The sequence below is a fragment of the Amycolatopsis sp. NPDC047767 genome (genome assembly GCF_040704195.1).
In the GTDB taxonomy this organism is placed as follows: Bacteria; Actinomycetota; Actinomycetes; order Mycobacteriales; family Pseudonocardiaceae; genus Amycolatopsis.
In genome coordinates this window covers 16211-28072 of the sequence record NZ_JBEYSJ010000029.1, presented here as the reverse complement: position 1 = coordinate 28072, position 11862 = coordinate 16211, and the positions used below count along the sequence as shown (strand labels likewise).

11 protein-coding genes are annotated in these 11862 nt (G+C 71.3%); 2 read left to right on the top strand and 9 right to left on the bottom strand.

Annotated elements, in window-relative coordinates:
* Positions 1 to 58 precede the first annotated feature (58 nt).
* Both AB0878_RS37030 and AB0878_RS37025 read right to left on the bottom strand, forming a co-directional pair.
* The gene (locus AB0878_RS37030; RefSeq protein ID WP_366585367.1) at positions 59 to 703 is read right to left on the bottom strand and encodes a hypothetical protein; all 645 of its coding nucleotides are present in this window, start codon (positions 701 to 703) and stop codon (positions 59 to 61) included.
* A 61-nt stretch (positions 704 to 764) separates the two neighbouring features.
* Positions 765 to 1577 (bottom strand): putative protein N(5)-glutamine methyltransferase, encoded by an 813-nt coding sequence (locus tag AB0878_RS37025; protein ID WP_366585365.1) that lies wholly within the window; start codon positions 1575 to 1577, stop codon positions 765 to 767.
* Positions 1578 to 1953: 376 nt separating this feature from the next.
* On the opposite strand from AB0878_RS37025, the gene AB0878_RS37020 reads away from it, so the two are divergent.
* Positions 1954 to 2760, top strand: a complete 807-nt coding sequence (locus AB0878_RS37020; RefSeq protein ID WP_366585521.1) for a PaaX family transcriptional regulator C-terminal domain-containing protein — start codon at positions 1954 to 1956, stop codon at positions 2758 to 2760.
* On the opposite strand, the gene fdxA is transcribed toward AB0878_RS37020, so the two are convergent.
* The 4 genes from fdxA to boxC are packed head-to-tail and all read right to left on the bottom strand — an operon-like array spanning position 2757 to position 7279.
* A complete protein-coding gene (fdxA, locus tag AB0878_RS37015) occupies positions 2757 to 3095 on the bottom strand; it encodes a ferredoxin (protein WP_366585363.1) in 339 nt (112 codons plus the stop codon). The two genes, AB0878_RS37020 and fdxA, sit on opposite strands and share 4 nt — an antisense overlap.
* Positions 3096 to 3116: 21 nt before the next feature.
* Complete coding sequence (locus AB0878_RS37010; RefSeq protein WP_366585361.1) at positions 3117 to 4124, bottom strand: NAD(P)/FAD-dependent oxidoreductase; 1008 nt, start codon at positions 4122 to 4124, stop codon at positions 3117 to 3119.
* A gap of 21 nt (positions 4125 to 4145) precedes the next feature.
* Positions 4146 to 5567 carry a benzoyl-CoA 2,3-epoxidase subunit BoxB gene (gene boxB, locus AB0878_RS37005; protein WP_366585359.1) on the bottom strand — a complete coding sequence of 474 codons (1422 nt, stop codon included), beginning with the start codon at positions 5565 to 5567 and terminating at the stop codon, positions 4146 to 4148.
* A 2-nt stretch (positions 5568 to 5569) separates the two neighbouring features.
* Entirely contained in the window at positions 5570 to 7279 is a 1710-nt protein-coding gene (gene boxC / locus AB0878_RS37000) for a 2,3-epoxybenzoyl-CoA dihydrolase (protein WP_366585519.1), read from the bottom strand.
* 242 nt (positions 7280 to 7521) lie between these two features.
* Between boxC and AB0878_RS36995 the strand changes: the two genes are divergently transcribed.
* Positions 7522 to 8907, top strand: coding sequence for an SdrD B-like domain-containing protein (locus AB0878_RS36995; RefSeq protein WP_366585357.1), 1386 nt, complete (start codon positions 7522 to 7524; stop codon positions 8905 to 8907).
* Positions 8908 to 8925: 18 nt separating this feature from the next.
* On the opposite strand, the gene AB0878_RS36990 is transcribed toward AB0878_RS36995, so the two are convergent.
* The 3 genes from AB0878_RS36990 to AB0878_RS36980 all read right to left on the bottom strand — a co-directional run bounded on the left by AB0878_RS36990 (position 8926) and on the right by AB0878_RS36980 (position 11794).
* Complete coding sequence (locus AB0878_RS36990; RefSeq protein WP_366585355.1) at positions 8926 to 9381, bottom strand: helix-turn-helix domain-containing protein; 456 nt, start codon at positions 9379 to 9381, stop codon at positions 8926 to 8928.
* Complete coding sequence (locus AB0878_RS36985) at positions 9378 to 10331, bottom strand: LLM class F420-dependent oxidoreductase (protein WP_366585353.1); 954 nt, start codon at positions 10329 to 10331, stop codon at positions 9378 to 9380. The genes AB0878_RS36990 and AB0878_RS36985 overlap by 4 nt, the downstream gene beginning before the upstream one ends.
* Positions 10332 to 10669: 338 nt before the next feature.
* Positions 10670 to 11794 carry an acyl-CoA dehydrogenase family protein gene (locus AB0878_RS36980; protein ID WP_366585351.1) on the bottom strand — a complete coding sequence of 375 codons (1125 nt, stop codon included), beginning with the start codon at positions 11792 to 11794 and terminating at the stop codon, positions 10670 to 10672.
* Positions 11795 to 11862: the final 68 nt, after the last annotated feature.

Genomic DNA, 11862 nt, shown 5'->3' with positions numbered 1-11862 from the left:
AACGGCGCGGCCCGGGAAGTGCAGTACGGGGAAGCGACCAATCCGTGTCGTGATCGACTCACTTCGCGTTCGTCCCGATGACCGGACCGATCCGGTCGGCGGCGGGCAGGCGCAGCCCGTGGTGCGCGAGCTCGCGCGCGGCCAGGTCCGCGACGACGTCGGGATCGCGTTCGCGCCAGCCCGTGGTGAGATCGCCCGCGCGGACCTTGCGCGGCAGGGGCCGCGTGACGAGCGCGCGCAACGCGAGCAGGTCGAGTCCTTCGGCGCCCTGGCGACGCAGCCGGGCCGCCGCCGTGGCGCCGCGCGTGAAGCGCCACCGCAGCGGCAGCCACGAGACCAGCAGGAACACCAGCGGCACGGAGACCACCAGCACCGCGAGCCACCACGCGAGGTCCTCGACGGCGGTGATCTGCCAATGGCCCGCGTCGGCGAGTTCGGTGCCCGCGGCCGAGCCGGAGTGCAGCGCGTCGGCGAGCGGGTGGCCGATCAACGGCACCTGGCCGGCCTTGTCTGCGGCCGAGTCGAACGTGGCGCGCAGCCCGGAACCCGCGTCGACGAGCCCGTCGCCCGGCGCGCGCAAGCGCATCACCTCGTCGTACGCGCGCGCGGCCAGCCACACGGCGAACGCGAGCAGCCCGAACGCGAACACGTCGCTGAGCACCTGCGCGGTGCGGCGGACCGGGCGGTCGGCGTAGACCTTCATCGGGGCCCCTCACTCTCGCGGCCCCGGCCAACTACCCGGGCCGCCACCCGGCGAATCACGATTACTCCTTGTGCAGCAACGGCTTCCGCTCGCCGACGACCACCGTCGCCCCGAGATCTTCCGATTCTTCGACCCACGCGCGCAGCCCCACCTGCGCCAATGCCGCGACGGCCGGCTCCGCCTGCCGCTCGCTCGTCTCGAACAGCACGCGGCCGCCGGGCGCCAGCCACTGCGGCGCCTCCGTGACGACGCGCCGCAGCACGTCGAGCCCGTCGGCTCCCCCGTCCAGCGCCACGAGCGGCTCGTGCTCACGCGCCTCGGGCGGCAGCAGCGCGACCTCGCCGCTGGGCACGTACGGCACGTTCGAAATCAGCACCTCGACCCGGCCGCGCAACCGCTCGGGCAAAGGTTCGAACAGGTCACCTTCGTAAACCGCACCGTCGACGTTCGACCGCGCACACCGCACCGCCACCGGATCGACATCCGCTGCGTGGAGTTCCACGCCGGGCACCTCGGCCGCCACCGTCGCCCCGAGCGCGCCGGACCCGCAGCACAGGTCGAGCACGACCGCGCCCGGCCGCGCGAACCCGGCCGCCAGCCGCACGAGCAGCTCGGTGCGGTGCCGCGGCACGAACACGCCCTCGGCCACCACGAACCGCCGCCCCGCGAACTCCGCCCAGCCGACCACGTACTCCAGCGGCTCGCCCTCGACGCGCCGCCGCACCAACGTCTCCAGCGCCGCCGCGTCCCCCGCCGCCGCCTCGCCGAGCACCCGCGCCTCCTCCTCGGCGAACACACAGCCCGCCGCCCTCAACCGCGCGACCACCGACTCGACATCCCCGGACCCGAACAACCAGAAGCCTTTCCACCACACGAAGAAACTGCTCGAACCTCGGCAATCGACCACTGTAGTGACCCTCGGCCTTCGGCAATGCCGTCCCCTGGCGGGTCGCAGCGGCCTTCGGGATCGAGCGCAGCACGATCACCGGGCTCGACATCGGCACCGATCCCGCGAACGCCCGGCGGAACTGGAAATCTCGATGCTCTGAAACGCTCAGCCGCCGGCACGAAAACGTCCGGGGAAATTCAGCCAGGAGGCCTTGCCAGGAGAGCAACCGTTCTCCCCCGGGTCGCACGCTCAGGCACCGTCAACCGGGTAATCTGACCAGACGCTTGTACCAGTTTTTCTCCCGGAAGGCGGTGATCCGCAGGTGGCGGCCACCCGGCCCACCGTCTCGCGACGGCGCGAACTGGCGCACACGAGTGCGCGGTCGCTGCTCATGACGGTGCTCGGCGAGTACGTGCTGCCTCGCCAGGAGCCGGTCTGGACGTCGTCGCTGGTCGACGCCCTCGCGTTGTTCAAGGTCGAGGAGAAGTCGGCCCGCCAGGCGCTCGCCCGCGCGTCCGGCGAGGGCTGGCTGAAGTCCGAACGCGCGGGCCGGCGCGTGCGCTGGCTGCTGACGCCGCCGGGGCGCCGTCTGCTGAGCGAAGGCGCCGAGCGCATCTACGGCTTCGGCCGGCAGACCGGTGAGTGGGACCGCACGTGGCTGGTGCTGCTCGTGTCGGTGCCCGAATCCCAGCGCGACCTGCGCCACCGCATGCGCACGCGGCTGAGCTGGGCGGGCTTCGGCTCGCCCGCGCCGGGTGTGTGGATCAGCCCGAACGTCGGCGCGGAACCCGAGGCCGCTCGCCTCGTCGCGGAGCTGACCGACGGCGGCCAGGCCATGTCGTTCGTCGCGAGCTACGCCGAGATCGGCGACGAGCAGCAGATGGTCGCGCGCGCCTGGGACCTGCGCGAGCTCGAACACCACTACGAGCGCTTCATCGACGAGTTCACCGGCCTCGCGCCGCGCTCGGGCGAGGCCGTGCTCCTCGCGCAGACGCGCCTGGTGCACGAGTGGCGCCGCTTCCCGTTCCTCGACCCGGACCTGCCGCGCACCCTCCTGCCCGACCGCTGGAGCGGCACGCAGGCGGCCGAGCTGTTCCACACCCGCCACACCGAATGGCGCGACGAGGCCCAGCACCACTGGGACTCCTTCGTCGAGAGCGGCGGCTAGCGCGGGTCGTACTCGGCGACCAGCGCCGTGTCCGCGCCGGCGGGGCCGAACGACATCGCGCCGCCGGGCTGGCCGATCGGCGCGTCGCGGCCGGGCAGGGCTTCGGTGAAGAAGCGGCGGTTGTCCTCGGCGAAGGCGGCGTACTCGTCGGGCACGTGCCGGTCCTGCGAGATCGCCTCGACCGGGCACGCGGGTTCGCAGTTGCCGCAGTCGATGCACTCGAACGGGTTGATGTAGAGCTTGCGCTCGCCTTCGTAGATGCAGTCGACCGGGCACTCCTCCATGCAGGAGCGGTCGGTGACGTCGATGCACGGTTCGGCGATGACGTACGGCATGTTGTTCTCTCCCAACGGTTTTCAGGCGCGAGCGGGGGCGGGCTCGTCGGTGGAGTGGCCGGGGAAGACCGGCGCGGCGGGGTCGAGGTGGTGCGCGGCGTTGTTCACGGCCGTCGCCGCTTCGCCGAAGCCGACGGCGATGAGCCGCACCTTGCCGGGGTAGTCGTTGATGTCGCCGGCGGCGAAGATGCCGGGGACCGAGGTGGCCATGGCCGCGTCGACCGGGATGTGCCGGCGGTTCTCGACGTCGATGCCCCACTTCAGCAGAGGCCCGAGGTTGGCGGTGAACCCGAGCGCGGCGATGATCCGCCCGCACGGCAGCGTCCGCGCGCCTTCCTTGCCCTTGAGTTCGACGCCGAGGACTTCCGGCCCGCCGAGGACCCGCGAAACTTCCGCGTTGACGACCAGCTCCACGCCGAGCTCGCGCACGGCGGCGACGGTCGCCGGGTGCGCGCGGAAGGTTTCGCGCCGGTGCACGAGCTTCACGGACTTCGCGACCGGGTGCAGCGCCAGCGCCCAGTCGAACGCCGCGTCGCCGCCGCCGACGATCACCACGTCGGTGCCGGCGTAGTCGTCGAGGTGGCGCACGAAGTAGGCCAGGCCGATGCCCTCGAATTCGGCCGCCGGGACGAGCGGGCGGGGGGTGAAGGTGCCGATGCCGCCGGTCACGATCACCGCGCGCGCCTCGACGCGCGTGCCGAGGTGCGTGGTCACGGCGAAGCTGCCCGGGCCGCGTTCCAGCACGTCGGCGCGATGGCCGAGAAGGTACCGCGGCCCGAACGGCGCGGCCTGCGCCAGCAGCCGCTCGACCAGGTCGCGCCCGCGGACGGACGGGAACCCGGCGACGTCGAAGATCTGCTTCTCCGGGTACATCGCGGTGATCTGCCCGCCCGGCTCGGGCAGCGAGTCGACGACCGCGACCGACAGGCCGCGGAAGCCGGCGTAGTAGGCGGCGTAGAGGCCGGTGGGTCCGGCGCCGACCACGAGCACGTCGGCGCGGACGACCGGCGGAGTGTCCGGAGTGGACATTCTGCGCTCCTCGGGGGTGCCTCAGGGAAGGTGGACGTACTCGTACTCGAACGGCCGGCCGTTGATCCCGTTGCCCGGCGGCGCGACCCAGCTCGCGATCTTGCCGCGCTCGTACACCGGGTGCATGAGCGAGCGGACGAACGCGAGGTCCTCGTCCGTCGGCAGCCAGTTGCGGCGGTTGGCTTCCCACGCGGCCTCGTCGACGATGGTGCCGTCGGGCGTGATGTGGTGGCCGGCGTTGAGGCCGACCTGGCGGTTGAAACCGGGGTGCGGCAGGGCGAAGCGGAAGTCGATGCCCGCGTCGGCGAGGATCTTGTTCCAGCGGTTGAGGCCGTTGCGGCAGTCGGCGATGTACTCGCCGCGCAGGTCCAGGTTGAGCGCGAGCAGGGTCTGCACTTCCTCGGTGTCCCAGGTGCCGTCGGCGCGCGGGCGGTCGAGGAAGGTGCTGTCGGTGGTGAGCTGGTGATCGTCCTTGCGGCGGGTCTCGTGCCAGCGGCCCTTGAGCCCGGCGGTGTAGTAGTTCGCCGCGTTGGTGGAGGTTTCGCTGCCGAACAGGTCGAGCGAGACGGTGTAGTGGAAGTTCAGGTAGCGCTGGATGATGTCGAGCGGGATGCCGCCGTGCGAGGCGATGTCGAGCGTGTCGTGCTCCCGGATCAGCTCCGCGCTGCGGGTCACCACGCGGTCGATGCCGGTGGTGCCGACGAACATGTGGTGCGCTTCCTCCTTCAGCATGAACTCGCAGGTGCGCGAGAGCGGGTCGAAGGAGGATTCCTTGAGCGTGCCGAGCTGGTACTTGCCGTCGCGGTCGGTGAAGTAGGTGAACATGAAGAAGGCCAGCCAGTCGGCGGTTTCCTCGTTGAACGCGCCGAGGATGCGCGGGGTGTCGGGGCTGCCGGAGTTGCGGAAGAGCAGGCCTTCGGCCTCCTCGCGGCCTTCGCGGCCGAAGTAGGCGTGCAGCAGGTAGACCATGGCCCAGAGGTGCCGGCCTTCTTCGACGTTGACCTGGAAGAGGTTGCGCAGGTCGTAGAGACTGGGTGCGGTGAGGCCCAGCAGGCGTTGCTGCTCCACGGACGCCGGTTCCGTGTCGCCCTGGATCACGATCAGGCGTTGCAGATCCGCGCGATACTCCCCCGGAACCTGCTGCCACACCTCGTTTCCCGCGTGCTCGCCGAACGCGATGCGCCGGTCCGGGTCGCGCTCGGCGAGGAAGATGCCCCAGCGGTAGTCGGGGACGTTGACGTGTCCGAAGTGGGCCCAGCCTTCCCGGCCCACGCTCACGGCCGTGCGCAGGTACACGCCCTGGGTCTCCAGCGTCGGGCCCATCTCGCCCCACCAGTTGAGGAACTTCGGCTGCCAGCCCTCCAGCGCGCGCTGCAGCCGGCGGTCGTCGGCGAGGCCGACGTTGTTGGGGATCTTGCCGGAGTAGTCGATCTTCTCGGGCACGGTCAGACTCGCTTCCGGTCGAAGGTCGCCTTCTGGCCCGTGCCGTAGCGGCGCAGCGCGCCTTCGGGACCCGAGGCGTTCGGTCGGGTGAAGATCCAGTTCTGCCACGCGGTGAGGCGGCCGAAGATCTTCGTTTCGATCGTTTCGGGGCCGACGAACCGGTGGTTCGCCTCCATGCCCGTGAGGGAGTCGGGGCTCAGCGCGGCGCGGCCCTCCACGACGATGCGGATCTCGTCCTCCCAGTCGAGTTCGTCGGGGGCGTCGGTGACGAGGCCGAGCTCGACGGTCTCCTGGGGCGTCAGCGGGCGGCCCTGCTCCCGGCGGAGCCAGGCGAGGTGGTCGTGTTCGCCGTAGAAGCGGGATTCCAGGCGGGACAGGCCGTTGCCCATGGGGAAGGTGCCGAAGTTGGCTTCCGACAGGGTGATCGCGGCGCGTTCTTCGGATTGTTCGTCCTCGAGCGGCGGACCGTCCAGAATGTACTGCCGGTCGGCCGCGAGGGCGAGCTCCAGCAGGACACCGGCGAAGCAGCTGCCCGGTTCGATGAGCGCGATGAGGCTGCGGCTGGTCACGTCGAGCCGTTTGAGGACCCGCTTGGTGTAGTGGCGGATCTCGTTGCACAGCCAGTCTTCACCGGCGCGGCCGAGGACGGCGCGCTCGTGGGCCAGCACCTTTTCGGCGTCACCGCTGGTGCGCAGGAGCCAGGTGCCGAGGCTCGATTCGTTGGTGCGCAGGCGGAGGATGAGGTCGTCGAGCTCGCGCGTGACGGCCAGCAGCCAGTTCGCGGCGCCCTGCTCGTGGATCTCCTGGGTGGTCTGGGGCCCTGCTTCCTCCGGCCCGTGCACGGTGATCTCGACGGTGCCGGCCGGGCGGTCGAACACGGCGGTGACGTGCGGGTAGGTCAGGCCCGACTCCGTCGCGCTGCGGTCGAGCGGCGTCAGCTCGATGCCCCGCGCGTCGGCGGGCCGTGTGCTGTTCTCGGCCAGCGCCAACGCCCGCTTCTCGACCGCCTGGCGGAAGTCGCGGCGCGGCGCCAGCTCGTCGACGAGCTTCCAGTCGACGGCCGTGTTCCCCTTCACCCCGTCACTTCGCGTGGCGAACACGTCGGCGCGGTCCTTGCGCACACCGCGCTTGTCGACCACCCGCGTGAGCCCGCCCGTCCCGGGCAGCACACCCAGGAGCGGGACCTCGGGCAACGCGACAGTCGACGAATTGTCGTCGATGAGGATGATTTTGTCACACGCGAGCGCGAGTTCGTAGCCCCCGCCGGCGCACGCCCCGTTGACGGCCGCGAGGTACGTCTGGCCGGAGTTCTCGGTCGCGTCCTCCATGCCGTTGCGCGTCTCGTTGGTGAACTTGCAGAAGTTCACCTTCCACGCGTGCTCCGACGCCGCCAGCATCCGGATGTTCGCGCCCGCGCAGAAGACGCCGTCCTTGCCGCTCGTCACCACGACCGTCCGGACGCCCGGGTGCTCGAAGCGAAGCCGTTGCGTGGCGTCGTAAAGCTCGATGTCCACGCCGAGGTCGTAGGAGTTGAGCTTGAGCTCGTAGCCGGGCACCAGCCCGCCGTCCTCGGCCACGTCGAGCTCCAGCCACGCCACGGGCCCGTCCACGCGCAGCCGCCAATGCCGATACTCCTCGGGCCTCCGGTCGAAGCCCACGCCGCCTTCTGCGACGGGGGCCGCCACCTCGGCACCCTGCGCGACAACCGTCATGGCGAACGCCTCCTCAGCCGGTTCGGTGGACATAGTTTCTACACAAGTCATTATGTTCGTCAAGCTTATGTAGAACATCGCGCTCGACCCGCCGCTGCTCCGTCCGGGCAAATCCCCTGGCCTGCCCCTGCCCGGCGGCGCTACTTTCTTCCCTGATCGCAGTCACCACTGCGCAACCACGCCGGCCCGGCAAGCGTGCGTCGGGGGACGCCCACGGACGGCCTGTTTCCAGGGGGAAACACTTGTCCCGCAGATCCCCGCGCGGGGTCTTCCGGCTGCTCGCCGGACTGACCGCCGCGCTGACCCTCGGTGCCCTCGTGACACCCGCCGCGTCCGCGGACCCGGCGAAGCTGGTGATCACAGCTTCCGTCGACAGCGGCGTGCACCTGGTCGGGAAGCCGTTCCCGATCACGGTGACGGTGCACAACGCCTCGGCTGAGACGCTGACCGCCATCAGCCTGTACACCGACCAGAACTCCGGCTCGTACGTGTCCACCGACGGCTGGGGCGACTTCGGCTACCCCGGCGCCACACTTGCCCCGGACGAGACCCGGACCCTCGCGCTCAACGCGACCGTCTACAGCTGGGGAGGCGGCTCGCCCGAGTTCGACATCACCAGCACGAGCATCCCGTCGTGGGACGTGCAGCCGGCGCATCTGAGCGTGCCGTTCGTGGACCCGACCACGACCACGGGCACGCTGCACGGGGTCGTGTACGGCGACGCCAACGGCAACAACGCGTTCGATCCGGGCGAAGGCCTCGCCGGGATCCCCGTGACGATCTACGGCGACCGGACGCTCGACACCGTGACCGGCGCGGACGGCAGCTTCACCTTCGCCGACCTGCCCGCGCGGTACTACCAGCTCTTCTCGACGACGCTGCCCGACGGCTGGTTGTTCGCGGAGGCCAACGGCGGCTTCGGCGTCACCGGCGGTGACCAGAACGTCGAGGTCCGGGCTGTTCGGCCGTTGTCGGACCAGTTCCACGCGACAGCGACCCTCGACCGCGGCACCTACGCGCCCGGGGACCAGGCACAGGTGACGATCACACTGACCAACACGGGATCCCAGGCGCTCTCCGGCATCAGCGGCTGGTGCGACCGCCTCGGCGGCAGTCAGCAGGAGCTCCAGGGCTGGCAGTCCTGGACCGATCTCGTCTACCCGGCCTCGCTGACGTTCGCCCCCGGCGAGACCCGGACGTTCACCGAGACCGGGACGGTTCCCGCCGTCGCGAACCAGTACGGCGGATTCGGCGTGGCGTGCGACTTCGGGCCCGAGACCGGTGGCCCGGACGGCTATCCGTCGTTCGACCTGTGGGCGCGAGTGCCCGGGGCAACGGCGACGTCGAGTGGCTGGATCTACCACGACGACAACAAGAACTTCACCCAAGATCCCGGCGAGGCCATCGCCGACACCGACGTGAGCCTGGTGGACGTGATTTCCGGCAGCACCACCGCGACGGGAACCACCGACGCCGACGGGTACGTGACCTTCACGTCGGTGCCCGCGGGGCGGTACGAACTGAAGGCCGACGGCTGGGTTCCCGCCGACGCGGGCAGCTTCCAGGTCCAGGCTGGAACGTGCCAGAGCTGCGGCTGGGAATGGTCGAAGATCTACACGCGTAGCTAGCCCGCAACCGGGCCCGGGTCAGCCTTCGTGGTGGCCCGGGCCCGGTTCCGGCGTCACGTTGGCCGTGGTGATCTCGTCGCCACAGTGGGTGCACGAGAGGCGCGGGGCGACGGGGTGGCCGCAGGAGTGGCGCAGCACGAGCGGGGGGCCGTCGGGGAGCGGGAGGTTCTCGTCGCCCCAGCGCATGAGGATGACGAGCGCCGGGAAGATCTCCTTGCCGGTCGGGGTGAGGCGGTATTCGTGGCGGTCCGGGTCGGTGGCGTAGACCACGCGGTCGAGCACGCCCTGGTCCACGAGCTGCTTGAGCCGCGCCGACAGCGTCGGGCGGGGGATGCCGAGATTGCGGGCGAACTGGGCGTAGCGGCGGACGCCGAAGAACGCTTCGCGCAGGATGAGCAGCGTCCAGCGTTCGCCGAGGACGTCGAGGGCCCGGCCGACGGACTCGCCCGGGAACCGGTGCGACCCGGCGGTCACGGGGCCAGCTCGCGCAGCAGCGTGCGGCCGGCCGGGTCTTCCGCGGTGGCCGGGACGAGGCCGACGTGGTCCGCGCCCGCCGCGTGGTAGGCCGCGATGCGTTCGCGCACCTGGGCGGCGGACCCGATCGCGCCGACGTCGGCGACCAGCGAAGGCGGCACAACCAGCGCGGAACGCTTCGCACCGGCACGCGCCGCGGCGACGAGCTCGCCGTACCCCAGCTCGGCGAACATCTCGCCGTACCCGGGCGGGCTCAGGTAGACGCTGGCCTGCGCCGCGAGCTGCCGCAGCGTCGCCTCCCCCGGCTCCAGCGCAACGGGCACCCACACCGCCAGCCGCGGCGGCGTCCGGCCCGCGGCGTCCGCCTGGCCGTCGATCTCCTTGCGCACCCGCGAAACATGCGAAGGCGGCACGAGATTCAGCACGACCTCGTCCGCGATCTCCGCGGCCACCCGCGTCATCGCCGGCCCGAACGCGGCCACCGTGATCGGCACCGGCGCCGGCTCCCGCAGGCGGAACCCGTTGCTGCGCACGTGTTTCCCGTGGACGGACAGCCGCTGTCCGTCGAGGACGGTCCGGACCGCGGCCACGGTCTCCCGCATCCGCAGGGCCGCGTGGTCCCACGGCCGATCGTGCCAGCCGGCGACGATCGCCGGGCTCGACCCACCCAGCGCCAGCCCCACGGGCCGGCGCGCCAACGTCGCCACCGACCCCACGCCCAACCCCAGCGCCACCGGCGTCCGCACCCCGAGCGGCAACGGCCCCACCTTCACGCCGATCCGCTCCGTCCGCAGACTCACGGCCGTCGCGAGCGCGAACGCGTCGAACGTCGCCATCTCCCCGACCCACAACTCCCCGAACCCGTTGCGCTCCGCCTCCACCGCGATCTCCACGGCCTCCCCCGCGGGCCGATCCAGCCAGAACGGCGTGACCACTCCCAGCGCGGTCACGGTCGCACCACTTCACTCGCCCAGCCGAGCAACACTGACCCGGTCGCCGGGCAACCCGGCGAAAACCGCTTCGCCATACCTGTCACGGTCACGGTCATCGCCGCACCACCCCCTCCACCGAACCGAGCCACACCGACCCGGACACCGTCCGAACCACCCCGATACCGGCCACCACCGCCAGGCAACCCGGCGAAAACGGCTTCGCCACGCCTGTCACGGTCATGACCATCGCCGCACCCCTCCACCGAACCGAGCCACACCGACCCGGGCACCGCGCGACCCACCCCCATACCGGGCCACCACCGCCGGGCAACCCCGCGAGAACAACCCCAGCGCGGTCACAGCTGCGCCGTTTCGGTGGGCAGGCCCAGTAGCAGGCGGCCGGTCAGCTCGAACGTCGCGGGGTTGACCTGGAAGTGCGCCGTGGCGGTGTGGGCGTCGCGGAAGCGGCGTTGCAGCGGGGACGTTTCGTAGATCGCCGAGCCGCCGCCGAGGTCGTAGAGGGAGCGGGTGACGTCGGCCGAGGTGCGGACCGCGTGGGTGCACGCGAGGCGCAAGGCGAGGCGAAGGTCTTCCGGCACAACCGAAGTCCCGGAAGCCGCCTGCCAGGCGTCGTCGATGGCGCGGTAGTAGAACTCGCGGGCGGCGCGCAGCGAGGCCTCGGCCTCGGCGACGGCGCTCTGCGTCGCCGTGCGTTCGGCGAGCGAGCGGCGCGAACCGCTGGGGTGCTTGGCGCCGGCGAGCTCCACGAACTCCGTGATCGCACCCCGGGCGTTGCCCAGGGCGGCGGCGGAGATGGACGCGGCGAAGAACCCGAACAGCGGGAACCGGTGCAGCTGCCCGGCGCCGGCGGGCGGACCGTCCACAACGGACAGCAGCCGGTGGTCCGGCACGAACACCGCGTCGGCGCTCGTGTCGTGGCTGCCGGTGCCGCGCAGGCCCGACGTGTGCCAGGTGTCGTGGATTTCCAGCTCGGCCGTGGGGATCGCGGCGACCACGAGCTTCCCGTCGAGCACAACGCCCAGGAAGATCCAGTCGGCGTGCGTCACGCCGCTGCAGAACGACCAGCGCCCCGACACCGTGACCCCGCCGTCGACGGCGACGGCCTTGCCCCGCGGCGCCCACACGCCGGCAGCCACGGCATCAGGGTCACCGAAGACCTCCTGGCCACCCTTCTCCGGCAGGTACGCGCCGAGCAGGCTGCTCGTCGCCGCGATCGACACGCACCAGCCCGCCGACGCGTCGGCCTCGGCCACGCGCTCGGCAGCGCGCAGGATCGCCGCCGCCGAAGGTTCCGCGCCGCCCAGAGAAGCCGGCAGCCCGGCGCGGAACAGGCCCGAGGCGCGAGCCGCGGAGACCACCTCGGGCGCCAGTGCGCGACGCCGTTCGGTTTCGCCGGCTTGCTCCGCGGCCGCCGCGGCCACCGGTTGCGCCTTGTCGAGCAGGTCGTCGCGAGTGCCCACTGTCGTCCTCCGACCGGTTCAGGAAACTTACCGGTTCAGAATTTTTACCGACTCGCGCACGCCTGTCA

What these genes read in the sequence shown, in the direction of transcription:
- AB0878_RS37030 (WP_366585367.1), bottom strand. Translation starts at nt 703, where the DNA reads ATGAAGGTCTACGCCGACCGCCCGGTCCGCCGCACCGCGCAGGTGCTC.
- fdxA (WP_366585363.1), bottom strand. Translation starts at nt 3,095, where the DNA reads ATGCCGTACGTCATCGCCGAACCGTGCATCGACGTCACCGACCGCTCC.
- AB0878_RS37010 (WP_366585361.1), bottom strand. Translation starts at nt 4,124, where the DNA reads ATGTCCACTCCGGACACTCCGCCGGTCGTCCGCGCCGACGTGCTCGTG.
- boxC (WP_366585519.1), bottom strand. Translation starts at nt 7,279, where the DNA reads ATGACGGTTGTCGCGCAGGGTGCCGAGGTGGCGGCCCCCGTCGCAGAA.